The organism is Pseudomonas extremorientalis (genome assembly GCF_024584605.1).
In the GTDB taxonomy this organism is placed as follows: domain Bacteria; phylum Pseudomonadota; class Gammaproteobacteria; order Pseudomonadales; family Pseudomonadaceae; genus Aquipseudomonas; species Aquipseudomonas extremorientalis.
In genome coordinates this window covers 505,289-520,224 of record NZ_CP089519.1, presented here as the reverse complement: position 1 = coordinate 520,224, position 14,936 = coordinate 505,289, and the positions used below count along the sequence as shown (strand labels likewise).

The following is a 14,936-nucleotide window of genomic DNA, read 5'->3' as shown; positions in this document are numbered from 1 at the left end:
TATGGGAGGGGGCTTACCCCCGACGGACTTCAACGATAACGCGATCCGCCGGACACTACGCAGCGCCCTCAGGCTCATCGCGGGCAAGCCCGCTGCCACATTTTTGATCGGGTTGTTCCTGAGCTTCAGTGCACATGCTTTTGACTTGCAACAACTCAGCGACCAACTGGCCAAACCCTTGGTGATCCACGGCAACTTCACCCAGGAAAAACACCTGCGTGCCCTGCCCCAGCCCTTGGTCAGCAAAGGCACCTTCGTGCTCGCCAAGGACCATGGCCTGCTGTGGCTGCTGAAAACGCCACTGCAACAGGACTACCGCATCAGCGCCCAGGGCATTGCCCGTCGCGACGCCAATGGTTGGCAACTGCTGCCGAACAAGAGCGCCGGTGCCGAACAAAATCGGCTGTTCCTCGCCGTACTGCAGGGCGACAGCAGCGGCCTGCAACGTGACTTCGAATTGAAGCTGCAAGGCGAGGCCAAGCAGTGGAAGTTGACCCTGATCCCGCGCTCGCTGTTGCTCAAGCAAGTCTTCACCCAGATCAACATCGACGGCGGCGACCTGGTGCAAACCATCGAACTGCTGGAAACCCAGGGCGACAGCACCGTGCTGCGCATGCAAGACAGCCATGCCGACCTGCCCCTGAGTGAAGCGGAGCAACACGACTTTGCCCAGTGAGCGCCTGCTGCCGCGCCTGTTCCTGATCCTGCTGGTGGCCGTGCTGGCCCTGGCCGGCTGGCAGTGGCGCCACGGTGCGCCGCTGTCGGCCAACCTGATGGAACTGGTGCCGGGCAACACCCCGGATGCGCTGGAACAGCAAGCCGAACAACGCATGCAGGAGCCACTGAACCGCGAAATGCTGGTGCTGGTGGGGCATGCCGACCGCCAGCAAGCCGTGGCCGTGGCGCAACAGTTGGGCGAGCGCTGGCAGGCCAGCGGGCTATTCGAAAAAGTGCAGTGGAACCTGCAAGCCGACTTGCCGGCACTGCGCGAGCAATTGCTGCGTGGCCGCCTGGCGATGCTGTCAGCCAAGGACCGCGAGCAACTGATCGAGCATCCCGATGCGTTTATCCAGCAACGCGTACAGGCGCTGTTCGACCCCTTCACCGGATTCAGCCTGGTGCCGAGCCAGGATGACTGGCTGGGCCTGACCGGGCGTATCCAGAACAGCCAGCCGCAACACGGCTCGGTGCAACTGGATATCGGCAGCGGCGCATTGATCGCCGATGCCGACGGCAAAAGCTGGGTGCTGCTGCGGGCACGCACCACCGGCAATGCCTTCGACATGAAACTGCCGTTGCAGGTGGCGGATCTGCTCCAGGCGAGCCGCGAGCAAGCCGGTCAGCAAGGCGCGCAATTGCTCGCCGCCAGCGGTTTGTTGTACGCCGCCAATGGTCAACAGCAGGCCACGCGGGAGATCACCTGGGTCGGCGGCGGCGCTACCGTTGGCATCCTGTTGTTGCTGTTGCTCGCCTTCCGCCGCTGGCGCGTGCTGCTGGCCTTTGTGCCGGTGCTGGTGGGCATGCTGTTTGGCGCGGTGGCCTGTGTGGCGCTGTTCGGCCATATGCATGTGATGACCTTGGTACTCGGTTCCAGCCTGATCGGCGTGGCGGTGGATTACCCGCTGCACTACCTGTCGAAGAGCTGGAGCCTGCAGCCGTGGCGCAGTTGGCCGGCGTTGCGCATCACTTTGCCGGGTTTGAGCCTGAGCCTGGCCACCAGTTGCATCGGCTACCTGGCGCTGGCCTGGACGCCGTTCCCGGCGCTGACCCAGATTGCGGTGTTCTCCGCGGCGGGACTGGTCGGTGCGTACCTGTCCGCCGTGTGCCTGCTGCCGGCGCTGCTCAAGGGCGTCGAACTGCGCCCGGCGCAATGGCCGCTGCGCGTCGCGCAATGCCTGTGGCTAGTGCGCGAATCGCTGCTCAAGCGCGTGCCGAGCCCGGCATTGCTGGCGCTTGTGCTGCTGTTTTGCGCCGGCGGCCTGTGGCACTTGAACAGCAAGAACGATATCCGCCAGTGGATCGGCGCGCCGCCGCAGCTGCTGCAAGAAGCCCAGGCCGTGGCGCGGATCACCGGGTTCCAACCTACCAGCCAGTTTTTCCTGGTGCGTGCAGACAACCAGCAACAGCTGTTGGAGCGTCAACACGCGTTGGGCCAACGCCTAGATCAGCTGGTGAACATGGACAAGCTCCAGGGCTACCTGGCGCTCGATCAACTGGTCAGCCTGCCCGCCGAACAGCAACAGCTGCGCGACGCACTGAACGCACTGCCGCAACACTGGCGGCCGCTGCTGGACCTCGGCGTGCCCGCCAGTGCCCTGCAAGCCGAAGTCGCCCAGTTGCAAGCACTGCCCACCCAAGACATCGACGCCGCGCTGAAAGGCCCGCTGGCCGAGCCTTGGCGCACGCTGTGGCTCGGGCCGGTGGACGGCGGCGTGGCGGCGATGGTCAGCCTGCAAGGCTTGAACAACCCCGCGCTGCTGCGCGTGCAAGCGCTGGATCTGCCCGGCGTGCAGTTGGTCGACCGCCTGGGCGACTTGAACCGGGTGTTTGCCGACACCCAGATCAGCGCCGCTGAATTGAAGTTGATGTCCTGCGTCTTGATCGTCCTGCTGCTGATCCTGCCGTTCGGTTTCGGCGGGGCCTTGCGCATCGTCGCCCTGCCATTGCTGGCGGCGCTGTGCAGCCTGGCCAGCCTCGGTTGGCTGGGCCAGCCGCTGACGCTGTTCAGCCTGTTCGGCCTGCTGCTGGTCACGGCCATCAGCGTGGACTACGCAATCCTGATGCGCGAACAGATAGGCGGTCCTGCGGTCAGTCTTCTCGGCACATTGCTGGCGGCGCTGACGACCTGGTTGTCGTTTGGCCTGCTGGCCGTATCAAGTACGCCAGCGGTGAGCAATTTCGGCTTATCGGTCAGCCTGGGCCTGGCATTCAGCTTTATGCTGGCACCCTGGGCCGGGCGGCAGAAGCACGCCTTATGAATGTAATTATCGCCAATGTGGCAAGGAGCCCTCGTGCCCACAGTTGAAATGGAACGTCGCCAGGTGGTGGTGATCGGTGCCGGTCCATCCGGGGCTATCGCCGCCGCGCTGTTAAAGCGCAAAGGGCATGATGTATTGATCATCGAGCGCCAGCATTTTCCACGGTTCTCGATTGGCGAAAGCCTGCTGTCGCACTGCATCGACTTTATCGAAGAAGCCGGCATGCTCGACGCCGTGCAGGCGGCAGGTTTCCAGGTGAAAACCGGCGCCGCGTTTGCCTGGGGCGAGCGCTACAGCGCGTTTGATTTCGGCGACACCTTCAGCAACGGCAAACCGACCACTTTCCAGGTGCAGCGCGGCGAGTTCGACAAGTTGCTGGCCGATCAGGCAGCCAAGCAAGGCGTGGATATCCGCTACGGCGAAACCATCGTCGGCGTGGACTTCAAGGGTGAGTCGCGCTACCTGCATGTACGCAGGGAGAACGGCAGCGAGTACCACCTCAAGGCCAAGTTCGTGCTCGATGCCAGTGGCTACGGCCGGGTGTTGCCGCGCCTGCTGGAGCTGGATCTGCCGTCGGACTTTCCGGTGCGCCAGGCGGTGTTCACCCACATCGAAGATCGCATCGAACACCCAGGTTTCGACCGCAGCAAGATCCTGGTGACCACACACCCGACCCAGCGTGATATCTGGTTCTGGACCATCCCGTTCAGCAACGGCCGCTGCTCGGTGGGCGTGGTCGCTGCCAAGCAGCATTTCGACGGTCGTGACAGTGACCTCGACGCCTGCCTGCGCGGCTTCATCGATGAAACCCCGAGCCTGGCCGGTGTGCTGCAAAACGCCGTATGGGATACGCCGGCGCGGACCATCGGCGGCTACGCGGCCAACGTCAAAGCCCTGCACGGGCCTGGCTTTGCGCTGCTGGGCAACGCGGCGGAATTTCTCGACCCGGTGTTTTCTTCGGGCGTGACCATCGCCATGCGTTCGGCGAGCATGGCGGCCGGCGTGCTGCATCGTCAGCTCAACGGCGAAACCGTAGACTGGCAGACAGAGTTTGCCGAACCGTTGAAGCGCGGTGTCGATACGTTCCGCTGCTACGTCGAAGGCTGGTACGCCGGGACGTTCCAGGATGTGATCTTCCATCCGGGCAGTTCGCCGGAGATTCGCCGGATGATCGCGTCGATCCTCGCCGGTTATGCGTGGGATGAGCGCAACCCGTTTGTGAGTGAGCCCAAGCGACGCTTGCGGATGTTGTCGGAAATTTGCGCAGGGGACGCCGCGTGAGCAGTCAGTATTTGAGTAAGAACTACGTCGAAGAAACCAGGTTCGGCTTCTGGTTCCTGCGCAGCCACACCTGGCAGCACCATGTGTTGCGCGTGGCGATCAACGACCTGCGCAGCCTGTTCACCGAACCACTGCCACAAGCGCCGGTGCTGCTGGACGCCGGTTGCGGCCAGGGCAAATCCTTCAAGCTGTTGCAGCAGGTGTTCGCCCCGAAGCGCCTGATCGGTCTTGACGCGGACCTGCACAGCCTGGAACTGAGCCGTGAAGAAGCGGCGCGCCAGGGCCTGACCATCGAGCTGATCGGCAGTGACTGCGCCACCCTGCAGGTGCCGGACGACAGCGTGGACATCCTGTTCTGCCACCAGACCTTCCACCACTTGGTAGAGCAGCATCGCGCACTCAAGGAGTTCTACCGCGTGCTCAAGCCAGGCGGTTACTTGCTGTTTGCCGAGTCCACCGAAGCCTATATCGACACCTGGGTGATCCGCTGGCTGTTCCGCCACCCGATGCATGTGCAGAAAAGCGCCGAAGAATACCTGGAGATGCTCCGCGAACAGGGCTTTGAGTTCGGCCCGCAAAACATCTCGTACCCGTACTTGTGGTGGAGCCGCTCCAGCGACTTCGGCCTGCTGGAACGCTGGGGCCTGCGCAAGGCACCGCCGGTGGGGCAACGCGAAGAAACCCTGGTCAACTGCGTGGCACGCAAACCACTGGCGAGTGCCAACCCATGATGCGCTGGCTGTTGATCGGTTGCCTGTTGCTGCTGGGCGCCTGTGCCAGCCAGGCGCCGTTGCCCGAGAAAATCCCGGCCCTGGCCTTGCCGCTGCAACTGCATGTGCAACGCCTGGCTGACGGCCAGAGCCAGGACTGGCTGCTGGTGATCCAGCGCGAAGGCGGCGGCATTCGCTGGTCGATGATGGACCCGCTGGGCATTCCCCAGGCCCGGCAAAAGCTGATCGATGGCGAGTGGCAAGCCGATGGTTTGCTGCCGCCCAACCCCCAGGCACGCGAGCTGTTTGCCGCGCTGCTGTTTGCGCTGACCTCGTCGGATGACGTGCGTACGCTGTACCCCAGCGCGCAGGCGATGGATTTGACGCGCACCCTGCCGGGCCATTGGCAGATCGTGTACCAGTCTTCCGAGGTGTTCAGCGTAAATATGACTGGCCAACCCTTGAGCTACCGCATCACACCGCTAGGAGCGGCACGATGACCGCCTACCTGAACGCCCTGGGCGTGATTTGCGCCCTTGGCCGTGGCCAGGCGGAGGTCAGCCGCAGCCTGTTTGCCGGTGACTGCTCCGGCATGCGCGCCGAAAGCGGCTGGGTCCCGGACCGTGTGCTGCCGGTGGCCGGTGTGCACGGCGAACTGGCAACCATACCCGCTGAGCTGGGCCAGCAAAGCAGCCGTAATAACCAGTTGCTGCTGGAAGCGGCGTTGCAGATCGAGGGCGAGATCCGCCAGGCGATCCACACCTACGGCGCCTCACGGGTCGGCATCGTGCTCGGCACCAGCACCTCGGGTATCGATGAAGCCAGTCGCGGTATTGCCCATTACCTGCGCGAACACCAGTTCCCCGGCGATTACGATTACCGGCAGCAGGAACTCAGCGCCCCGGCGAACTTCCTCGCCGACTGGCTGCAACTGAGCGGCCCGGCCTATGTGATCTCCACCGCCTGCACCTCCAGCGCGCGCGCATTGATGAGCGCCCAGCGCCTGCTGGACCTGGGCGTGTGCGATGCAGTGATCTGCGGCGGCGTCGACAGCCTGTGCAAGCTCACGCTCAACGGGTTCAGTGCCTTGGAAGCGGTGTCGAACGAACGCTGCAACCCGTTTTCGGTGAACCGTAACGGCATCAACATCGGCGAAGCGGCCGTGCTGTTCCTGATGAGCAAGGTGCCTGCCCCCATCGCCCTGCTGGGCAGCGGCGCCAGTTGCGATGCGCACCATATTTCCGCCCCGGAACCCACCGGCAAAGGTGCATTGCAGGCGATGCGCAAGGCCCTGGCCAGCGCGAAATTGCAGCCCGGGCAGATCGGCTATCTGAACCTGCACGGCACCGCCACCCAGCATAACGATGCGATGGAAAGCCTGGCGGTCGCCAGCCTGTTCCCGCACGGCGTGGCCTGCTCGTCGACCAAACCCCTGAGCGGGCATACCCTGGGCGCTGCCGGTGCGCTGGAAGCGGCGTTCTGCTGGTTGAGCCTGGTCCATCACCGGGTGCCGCCGCATGTCTGGGATGGCCAGGCCGACCCGGCACTGCCCGCCTTGCACTGGGCGCAAGCCGCAGAGCCCCTGGAAAAACGCTGCCTGATGAGCAACTCGTTTGCCTTCGGCGGTAACAATGTCAGCCTGATTATTGGAGAGGCCCCATGATCGATTGGCCACTCGCCGAACTGCTGCCCCATGCGGGCGACATGATCCTGATCGACCAGGTGCTGTCGTTCGATGAAGAGCAGGTCCGCACCCGCACCACAATCAAGCCAGGCGGCCTGTTCAACCGCGCTGACGGTAGCCTGCCGGCCTGGGTCGGCATCGAGTTGATGGCGCAAAGCGTCGCCGCCTACGCCGGTTGCCACGCGCGCCAGAAAGGTGAAGCGGTGGAACTGGGTTTCCTGCTCGGCACGCGCAAGTTCGAATGCAACGTGGAACACTTTCCGGCAGGCGCCGAGCTGAGCATCCACGGCCTGCGCTCCCTGGAAGACGACAATGGCATGGGTGTGTTCGAATGCCACCTGACCGGTGACGGTATCCAGGCGAGCGCCCGCTTGAATGTATTTCGACCGCCCCAGGCGGCCAATTATTTAGATGAATCGAAGGACGTAACGCCATGACTGAATCCGTACTGGTCACCGGCTCCAGCCGTGGCATCGGCCGCGCTATTGCACTGCGCCTGGCCCAGGCCGGGCATGACCTCGTGCTGCACTGCCGCAGCGGGCGTAGTGACGCCGATGCGGTGCAGGCCGAGGTTGAAGCCCTGGGCCGCAAGGCGCGGGTGTTGCAGTTCGATGTGGCGGATCGTGCGCTGTGCAAGGAAATTCTCGAGGCCGATGTGGAGCAACATGGCGCCTACTACGGCGTGGTGCTCAATGCCGGCCTGACCCGTGACGGCGCATTCCCGGCCCTGTCGGAGGAGGACTGGGACGTAGTGATGCGCACTAATCTGGACGGTTTCTACAACGTGCTGCACCCGGTGATGATGCCGATGATTCGTCGTCGCGCGGCTGGGCGTATCGTGTGCATCACGTCGGTTTCCGGTTTGATCGGCAACCGTGGCCAGGTCAACTACAGCGCGTCCAAAGCCGGCCTGATCGGCGCGGCCAAGGCCCTGGCCATCGAGCTGGGCAAGCGCAAGATCACCGTCAACTGCGTCGCCCCCGGCTTGATCGACACGGCGATGCTGGATGAAAACGTACCGGTGGAAGAGCTGATGAAAATGATCCCGGCGCAGCGCATGGGCACGCCGGAAGAAGTCGCCGGTGCGGTGAACTTCCTGATGTCGGCCGAAGCCGGCTATATCACGCGCCAGGTCCTGGCCGTGAATGGAGGCTTGTGCTGATGAAGCGCGTCGTCGTCACCGGCATGGCCGGCATGACCTCCCTGGGTAGCGATTGGGCGAGCATTTCGGCCAACTTCCGCGCCAACCGCAGTGGCATCCGGCGCATGGACGAGTGGGACCGCTTCACTGAATTGAACACGCGCCTGGCCGGGCCGATCGACGACTTCGTCGTGCCCGCCCATTGGACGCGCAAGCAACTGCGCAGCATGGGCCGCGTCTCGCGTCTGGCGGTGTGGGCGGCGGAGCAGGCGTTGCAGGACGCCGGTTTGCTCGGTGACGAGTCGATCAAGGACGGACGCATGGGCGTGGCTTGCGGCTCGTCCACCGGCAGCACGGACGAGATCAAGGCGTTCGGCAATATGCTGCTGAACTCGGTGGCCGAGGGGCTGAATGCCAACTCCTACGTGCGCATGATGCCGCACACCACGGCGGCGAATATCAGCATCTTCTTTGGCCTGACCGGGCGGCTGATCCCCACGTCCAGCGCATGCACCAGCGGCAGCCAGGGCATCGGCTATGCCTATGAGGCGATCAAGTTCGGCCGCCTGCCCCTGATGCTCGCCGGCGGTGCCGAAGAGCTGTGCCCGACCGAAGCCATGGTGTTCGACGCGCTCTACGCCACCAGCCTGAAAAACGACGCCCCGCAAACCAGCCCACGCCCCTATGACAGTGGCCGCGATGGCCTGGTGATCGGTGAAGGCGGCGGCATGCTGGTGCTCGAAGAACTGGAACATGCGCTGGCGCGCGGTGCGCATATCCATGCCGAGATTGTCGGCTTCGGCAGCAATGCCGACGGTCAGCACACCACCCGCCCGGAGCAGAAAACCATGCGCCGCGCCATGGAGCTGGCCCTGGAAGATGCCGGGCTTGAGCCGTCCGCGATCGGCTACGTGAACGGGCATGGCACCGCCACCGACCAAGGCGACATCGCCGAAACCCTGGCCACCAGCAGCCTGTTCGGCACCCGCATGCCCATCAGTTCGCAGAAGAGTTTCCTCGGCCACACCCTCGGCGCGTGCGGCGCGCTGGAGTCGTGGTTCAGCATCGAGATGATGAACCGCGACCAGTACGTGCACACCTTCAACCTGGACACCGTCGACCCGCAATGCGGCGAGCTGGATTACCTGCAGGGTGACTTCCGCGAGATGCACCACGACTACGTGATGAACAACAACTTTGCCTTTGGCGGCGTCAACACCTCGCTGATTTTCCGCCGCTGGGCCTGACTCTTTAATCGATTGGAGAAAACGGAATGTCTTCCTTGCTACGCGTTACCTTGATCACCCTGGCTCTGCTGGTCAGCGCCGGCTGCACCAGCAAACCGATCCTCAATACCCAGCACGACCTGCCGGCCAACGCCCAGGTCAGCGAAGAAAAAATGAAAACGGTGATCGTCAACGCCCTGCAAAAGCGCGAATGGACGGTACAACGCCTCAGCCCGCAACTGGTGCAGGCCGAAATCACTGTGCGTAACCAGTACTACGCCGCCATCGACATCCGCTACACCCGCAACAGCTACGCCATCACCTACCGCGACAGCCGCGAACTGGGCTACAAGGATGGCAAGATCCATCGCAACTACAACCGTTGGGTGAACAATCTGGATAGCGATATCATGGCGGGCTTGCGCAGCAATGGCGTGAATGAGGCAGGGTCGGCGGCGCAGTTGTTTGAGCAAACCGGCACCACCAAGTAAAACGAATTCAGGCTCTACAGAAACGACAAAGGGCGCCTTTCGGCGCCCTCTTCACAAACAGGTTGGCTTGTCATCGCCGCTTCCTGCCTGGCTCTGCGATTGCTGGTTGCCCAGGATCCTCAGAGTCTCACAAGCCCCTTTCGGGAACGTGGGCAGTATGCCTGAAAACAACTTTACGGCAACCTGTGGCAAAGTGCCGACTCTGCGAATCTTTCCCGCGAATCGCTAAGCAGCTTGCGTTACCTGATATGTGAGCACGTCTACACCCAGGCCTTGCGTGTCAACAACTCCACAAACGCCTCTGCCATCGGCGTCTGCGCGCCTTTGCGTTGCACCAGCCACACTGCCGTCATCGCCTCCTGATCCAGCAGCGTGCGATACACCACACCATCGATCCGAATGCGCTGGTAGGACGCCGGCAGTACCGACACGCCCAAGCCCGCCGCCACTAGGCCGATGATGGTCATCGCCTCCCCGGCCTCCTGGGCAAAGTGCGGGCTGAAGCCGGCATCACGCGCCAGGTTGAGCAACTGGGCATAGAGGCCACTGCCGTAAGTGCGCGGGAAAAACACAAACGGCTCCTGTGCCAATTGCGCCAGGTGCAAACCACGCTCGCTGCCCGCCACCAACGGGTGACCAGCATTCAGCACCGCCACCAGCGGCTCACGCATCAACTCGACCACACTCAGCGAATCCGGCAATGGCAGCGGACGCATCAGGCCCACTTGGATAGACTCATCCACCAGCGACTCGGCCACTTCGGTACTGCTCATCTCCTGCAGGTTGAGATGCACCGCCGGGAACGCCTGGCGAAACGCAAAGATCGCCTGGGGAATGCTGGAATTGAACGGCGCCGACGAGGTGAAGCCAATCTTCAGTTCGCCCAGCTCACCCAACTGCGCCCGGCGCGCTACGTCCGCCGCCTTGTCCACCTGCGCCAGCACCAGCCGCGCCTCTTGCAGGAACAACCGCCCCGCTTCACTCAGTTCGACCCGACGATTGGTACGCTCAAACAACCGCGCCCCCACTTCCTGCTCCAGCGCCTGGATCTGCTGGCTCAGCGGCGGCTGCGAAATGCCCAGCACCTGCGCGGCCCGGCCGAAATGCAGTTCTTCGGCGACGGCGATGAAGTACCGCAAGTGACGCAATTCCATGGGAGCCTCATTAGGTCGTTAAAGCTATCAAACAGGTCGAACAATATATTGGAAAGAATCATTAGGGAGCTATATTCTTTTTTGCATTGCCTGTCCTGGCACGCTCTTCCTCCCCGAGGTCCCCGTGAAAGCTGTTGTTGCTCCACTCGCTCAAGACGTACCGCCCACCGCCCTGGATGAGGTGGTGGCCCAGCTCAATGACGCGTACATCGAAAAAGGCACGCCGATGTTCATGCGCACGGTGCTGGCGTTGTTTTCCGGCGGGTTCGCCACCTTTGCGTTGTTGTATTGCGTGCAGCCGATGATGCCGGCGCTGTCCCAGGAGTTTTCCATCAATGCGGCACAAAGCAGCCTGATCCTGTCGGTGGCCACGGCGATGCTCGCATGTGGTTTGTTGATCACCGGGCCGATTTCCGACCGCCTGGGGCGCAAGCCGGTGATGGTCTCCGCGTTGTTCTGCGCCGCGCTGGCGACCATCGCCAGCGGCCTTATGCCGACCTGGGAAGGTATCCTGCTGATGCGTGCACTGGTGGGTCTGTCGCTCAGCGGCCTGGCCGCCGTAGCCATGACCTACCTGAGCGAAGAGATCCACCCGCAGCACATCGGCCTGGCCATGGGCTTGTACATCGGCGGTAACGCGATTGGCGGCATGAGCGGGCGGCTGATCATCGGCGTGTTGATCGACTTCGTCAGTTGGCACACCGCCATGCTGATTATTGGCGGTCTGGCGCTGATCGCCGCCACGGTGTTCTGGAAGATCCTCCCCGAATCACGCAACTTCCGCGCTACCAGCCTCAAGCCCCGCAGCCTGGTGGACGGCTTTGTCATGCATTTCAAGGACGCCGGCCTGCCGTGGCTGTTCCTCGAAGCGTTCCTGTTGATGGGCGCGTTCGTGACCATGTTCAACTACATCGGCTATCGCCTGCTGGCCGATCCTTATGACCTGAGCCAAGCCGTGGTCGGCCTGCTGTCGCTGGTGTACCTCTCGGGCATCTACAGCTCGGCGAAAATCGGCTCCCTGGCTGACCGCCTCGGCCGCCGTCGTGTGCTGTGGGGCACCATGGTGCTGATGCTGGCCGGCATGGCCCTGACCTTGTTCACCCCCCTGTGGCTGGTGGTGCCGGGCATGCTGATCTTCACCTTCGGCTTCTTCGGCGCCCACTCGGTGGCCAGCAGCTGGATCGGCCGCCGCGCGGTGAGGGCCAAGGGGCAAGCGTCGTCGCTGTACCTGTTCTGCTACTATGTGGGGTCGAGTATTGCGGGGACGGCGGGCGGATTCTTCTGGCACTTCGCCGGGTGGAACGGGATCGGCGCGTTTATCGTGGCGCTGTTGATCGGGGCGTTGCTGGTGGCGTTGAAGTTGGCAAAGTTGCCGCCGTTGGGGCAAGCGAAGGCCTGAGTTTCTCTGGCTTTTAATGTGGGAGGGGGCTACACCCCGATGAGGGTAGGTCAGTCATAGTTGTACTGACTGGTACACCGCCATCGGGGGCAAGCCCCCTCCCACATTTGTTTTGCGTGTTATTCGTGATACTGCGCCGACAGCTCATGCACCGCGCGCAGGAACGCACCCGCATGCTCCGGATTCACTTCCGGGGTGATGCCATGGCCGAGGTTGAACACGTGCCCGGTGCCTTTGCCGTAGCTGGCCAGGATGCGGCCAACTTCGGTGCGGATGGCTTCAGGCTTGGCGTACAGCACGGTCGGGTCCATGTTGCCTTGCAGCGCGACGCGGTTGCCCACGCGCTGGCGGGCTTCGCCAATGTCGCAGGTCCAGTCCAGGCCCAGGGCGTCGGCACCGGCGTCGGCAATGCTTTCCAGCCACAGGCCGCCACCCTTGGTGAACATGATTACCGGCACTTTGCGGCCTTCGTGTTCGCGGATCAGGCCGCTGACGATCTTGCGCATGTAGGCCAGGGAGAACTCCTGGTAGGCCGCCGCCGAGAGGTTGCCGCCCCAGGTGTCGAAGATCTGCACGGCTTGCGCGCCGGCCATGATCTGGCCGTTGAGGTAGGAGGTGACCGACTGTGCCAGCTTGTCCAGCAGCAGGTGCATGGCTTGCGGGTTGTCATAGAGCATGGCCTTGGTCTTGCGGAAGTCTTTCGACGAGCCGCCTTCGACCATGTAGGTGGCCAGGGTCCAGGGGCTGCCGGAGAAGCCGATCAACGGCACGCGGCCGTTAAGCTCGCGGCGGATGGTGCTGACGGCGTCCATCACGTAACCGAGGTCTTTGTGGGGGTCTGGAATCGGCAGGGCTTCGATATCGGCCAGGGTGCTGACGACTTTCTTGAAACGCGGGCCTTCGCCGGTCTCGAAGTACAGGCCCTGGCCCATGGCTTCAGGGATGGTGAGGATGTCGGAAAAAAGGATGGCCGCATCCAGTTGTGGATAGCGGTCCAGCGGCTGCATCGTGACTTCGCAGGCGAACTCCGGGTTCATGCACAGGCTCATGAAATCGCCGGCGTTGGCGCGACTGGCGCGGTATTCCGGCAGGTAGCGACCGGCCTGGCGCATCATCCACACAGGGGTGACGTCCACGGGTTGCTTGAGCAGGGCACGAAGGAAACGGTCGTTCTTGAGGGCAGTCATGTCGGCATCCGCAAAAAAAGTGCGGGCATTTTCTCAGAGCCAGACGCAAAAGGCACGGTATGAGCCGTGCCTTTTGTCTATCGGGTCAATTTGTCGCGGACATGAAAGCGCTGCAAAAATAAATGTGGGAGGGGGCTTGCCCCCGATTGCAGTGTGTCAGTCCCAGTATCTGTAACTGAACCACCGCTATCGGGGGCAAGCCCCCTCCGACATTTTTGACCGCATTTCAGCCTGAACGAGATTAGACGTTCAGGTAATCCAGGATCCCTTCGGCGGCATTGCGGCCTTCGAAGATCGCGGTTACCACCAGGTCAGAACCGCGCACCATGTCGCCACCGGCGAAGATCTTCGGGTTGCTGGTCTGGTGCTTGTACTGGCCTTGTTCCGGGGCCACGACGCGGCCCTGGCTGTCGGTCTGGATCTGGAACTGCTCGAACCACGGCGCCGGGCTTGGGCGGAAGCCGAAGGCGATGACCACGGCATCGGCCGGGATGATCTCTTCGGAACCCGGGATCGGCTCGGGGCTGCGACGGCCACGGGCGTCCGGTTCTCCGAGACGGGTCTCGACAACCTTCACACCCTCGACACGCTCTTCACCGACGATTGCAATAGGCTGGCGGTTGTAGAGGAATTTCACGCCTTCTTCCTTGGCGTTCTTCACCTCTTTGCGCGAGCCCGGCATGTTGGCTTCGTCCCGACGATAGGCACAGGTTACCGACTTGGCGCCCTGGCGGATCGAGGTGCGGTTGCAGTCCATCGCGGTGTCACCACCGCCGAGCACCACGACCTTCTTGCCTTTCATGTCGACGAAGTCTTCCGGCGACTTTTCAAAGCCCAGGTTGCGGTTGACGTTGGCGATCAGGAAGTCGAGCGCGTCATAAACGCCCGGCAGGTCCTCACCGGCGAAACCGCCCTTCATGTAGGTGTAGGTGCCCATGCCCATGAACACGGCATCGTATTCTTCGAGCAGTTGCTCCATGGTGATGTCCTTGCCGACTTCGGTATTGAGGCGGAACTCGATACCCATGCCGGTGAACACTTCACGACGGTTGCTCAGGACGGTTTTTTCCAACTTGAACTCGGGGATGCCGAAGGTCAGCAGGCCGCCGATTTCCGGGTTCTTGTCGAACACCACCGGGGTCACGCCGCCACGTACCAGCACGTCGGCACAGCCCAGGCCCGCCGGGCCGGCGCCGATGATCGCGACGCGCTTGCCGGTCGGCTTGACCTTGGACATATCCGGGCGCCAGCCCATGGCGAACGCGGTGTCGGTGATGTACTTCTCCACCGAACCGATGGTCACCGCGCCGAAGCCGTCGTTGAGGGTGCAGGCACCCTCGCACAGACGGTCCTGCGGGCACACCCGGCCGCAGACTTCCGGCAGGGTGTTGGTCTGGTGCGACAGCTCGGCGGCAGCGAGGATGTTGCCCTCGGCCACCAACTTGAGCCAGTTGGGAATGAAGTTGTGCACCGGGCACTTCCATTCGCAATACGGGTTACCGCACCCCAGGCAGCGGTGGGCCTGGTCGGCCGAGTGCTGGGGTTTGAAGGGTTCGTAGATTTCCACGAACTCTTTCTTGCGTTGACGCAACAGTTTCTTCTTCGGATCTTTGCGCCCGACATCGATGAACTGGAAGTCGTTATTCAGACGTTCAGCCATGTTAAAACCTCATCAAACTCTTCAG

Annotated in this window: 14 protein-coding genes; 11 read left to right on the top strand and 3 right to left on the bottom strand. The window is 62.7% G+C overall.

The window, feature by feature from the left end; all coding sequences use genetic code 11:
• Position 1 precedes the first annotated feature (1 nt).
• From LUU92_RS02295 to LUU92_RS02250, 10 genes are read left to right on the top strand one after another with little or no spacing between them, the layout of a single operon-like run.
• Positions 2–676 (top strand): ApeL family LolA-like protein, encoded by a 675-nt coding sequence (locus tag LUU92_RS02295; protein ID WP_371322041.1) that lies wholly within the window; start codon positions 2–4, stop codon positions 674–676.
• Positions 666–2,978 carry an ApeM family transporter gene (locus LUU92_RS02290; RefSeq protein WP_071492350.1) on the top strand — a complete coding sequence of 771 codons (2,313 nt, stop codon included), beginning with the start codon at positions 666–668 and terminating at the stop codon, positions 2,976–2,978. The genes LUU92_RS02295 and LUU92_RS02290 overlap by 11 nt, the downstream gene beginning before the upstream one ends.
• A 33-nt stretch (positions 2,979–3,011) precedes the next feature.
• Positions 3,012–4,259 (top strand): NAD(P)/FAD-dependent oxidoreductase, encoded by a 1,248-nt coding sequence (locus tag LUU92_RS02285; protein WP_071492351.1) that lies wholly within the window; start codon positions 3,012–3,014, stop codon positions 4,257–4,259.
• Positions 4,256–4,990 carry a class I SAM-dependent methyltransferase gene (locus tag LUU92_RS02280; protein WP_071492352.1) on the top strand — a complete coding sequence of 245 codons (735 nt, stop codon included), beginning with the start codon at positions 4,256–4,258 and terminating at the stop codon, positions 4,988–4,990. The genes LUU92_RS02285 and LUU92_RS02280 overlap by 4 nt, the downstream gene beginning before the upstream one ends.
• Complete coding sequence (locus tag LUU92_RS02275) at positions 4,987–5,469, top strand: hypothetical protein (RefSeq protein WP_071492353.1); 483 nt, start codon at positions 4,987–4,989, stop codon at positions 5,467–5,469. The genes LUU92_RS02280 and LUU92_RS02275 overlap by 4 nt, the downstream gene beginning before the upstream one ends.
• Entirely contained in the window at positions 5,466–6,632 is a 1,167-nt protein-coding gene (locus LUU92_RS02270; RefSeq protein WP_071492354.1) for a beta-ketoacyl-[acyl-carrier-protein] synthase family protein, read from the top strand. The genes LUU92_RS02275 and LUU92_RS02270 overlap by 4 nt, the downstream gene beginning before the upstream one ends.
• Positions 6,629–7,090 carry a hotdog family protein gene (locus LUU92_RS02265; protein ID WP_071492355.1) on the top strand — a complete coding sequence of 154 codons (462 nt, stop codon included), beginning with the start codon at positions 6,629–6,631 and terminating at the stop codon, positions 7,088–7,090. The genes LUU92_RS02270 and LUU92_RS02265 overlap by 4 nt, the downstream gene beginning before the upstream one ends.
• A complete protein-coding gene (gene fabG / locus LUU92_RS02260; protein ID WP_071492356.1) occupies positions 7,087–7,815 on the top strand; it encodes a 3-oxoacyl-ACP reductase FabG in 729 nt (242 codons plus the stop codon). The genes LUU92_RS02265 and fabG overlap by 4 nt, the downstream gene beginning before the upstream one ends.
• Positions 7,815–9,041, top strand: coding sequence for a beta-ketoacyl-ACP synthase (locus tag LUU92_RS02255; protein ID WP_071492357.1), 1,227 nt, complete (start codon positions 7,815–7,817; stop codon positions 9,039–9,041). Before fabG ends, LUU92_RS02255 begins: the two co-directional genes overlap by 1 nt.
• Before the next feature lie 26 nt (positions 9,042–9,067).
• Positions 9,068–9,511: an ApeA family protein gene (locus LUU92_RS02250; protein ID WP_071492358.1), complete on the top strand. Its 444-nt coding sequence runs from the start codon at positions 9,068–9,070 to the stop codon at positions 9,509–9,511.
• Positions 9,512–9,771: 260 nt separating this feature from the next.
• On the opposite strand, the gene LUU92_RS02245 is transcribed toward LUU92_RS02250, so the two are convergent.
• Entirely contained in the window at positions 9,772–10,665 is an 894-nt protein-coding gene (locus tag LUU92_RS02245) for a LysR family transcriptional regulator (protein ID WP_257103111.1), read from the bottom strand.
• Positions 10,666–10,837: 172 nt separating this feature from the next.
• Here LUU92_RS02245 and LUU92_RS02240 point away from each other — a divergent pair, with 172 nt between their 5' ends.
• Positions 10,838–12,064: an MFS transporter gene (locus LUU92_RS02240; RefSeq protein WP_371322040.1), complete on the top strand. Its 1,227-nt coding sequence runs from the start codon at positions 10,838–10,840 to the stop codon at positions 12,062–12,064.
• A gap of 119 nt (positions 12,065–12,183) precedes the next feature.
• Here LUU92_RS02240 and hemE read toward each other — a convergent pair whose 3' ends face one another.
• Complete coding sequence (gene hemE, locus LUU92_RS02235) at positions 12,184–13,251, bottom strand: uroporphyrinogen decarboxylase (protein ID WP_257103109.1); 1,068 nt, start codon at positions 13,249–13,251, stop codon at positions 12,184–12,186.
• A 241-nt stretch (positions 13,252–13,492) separates the two neighbouring features.
• Positions 13,493–14,911: a glutamate synthase small subunit GltD family protein gene (locus LUU92_RS02230; RefSeq protein WP_071492362.1), complete on the bottom strand. Its 1,419-nt coding sequence runs from the start codon at positions 14,909–14,911 to the stop codon at positions 13,493–13,495.
• Between the last annotated feature and the right edge of the window lie 25 nt (positions 14,912–14,936).

Excerpts from the sequence above, each read along its gene's own strand:
- LUU92_RS02295 (WP_371322041.1), top strand. The coding sequence starts at position 2 with ATGGGAGGGGGCTTACCCCCGACGGACTTCAACGATAACGCGATCCGC.
- LUU92_RS02275 (WP_071492353.1), top strand. The coding sequence starts at position 4,987 with ATGATGCGCTGGCTGTTGATCGGTTGCCTGTTGCTGCTGGGCGCCTGT.
- LUU92_RS02270 (WP_071492354.1), top strand. The coding sequence starts at position 5,466 with ATGACCGCCTACCTGAACGCCCTGGGCGTGATTTGCGCCCTTGGCCGT.
- LUU92_RS02265 (WP_071492355.1), top strand. The coding sequence starts at position 6,629 with ATGATCGATTGGCCACTCGCCGAACTGCTGCCCCATGCGGGCGACATG.
- fabG (WP_071492356.1), top strand. The coding sequence starts at position 7,087 with ATGACTGAATCCGTACTGGTCACCGGCTCCAGCCGTGGCATCGGCCGC.
- LUU92_RS02255 (WP_071492357.1), top strand. The coding sequence starts at position 7,815 with ATGAAGCGCGTCGTCGTCACCGGCATGGCCGGCATGACCTCCCTGGGT.
- LUU92_RS02250 (WP_071492358.1), top strand. The coding sequence starts at position 9,068 with ATGTCTTCCTTGCTACGCGTTACCTTGATCACCCTGGCTCTGCTGGTC.
- LUU92_RS02245 (WP_257103111.1), bottom strand. The coding sequence starts at position 10,665 with ATGGAATTGCGTCACTTGCGGTACTTCATCGCCGTCGCCGAAGAACTG.
- hemE (WP_257103109.1), bottom strand. The coding sequence starts at position 13,251 with ATGACTGCCCTCAAGAACGACCGTTTCCTTCGTGCCCTGCTCAAGCAA.
- LUU92_RS02230 (WP_071492362.1), bottom strand. The coding sequence starts at position 14,911 with ATGGCTGAACGTCTGAATAACGACTTCCAGTTCATCGATGTCGGGCGC.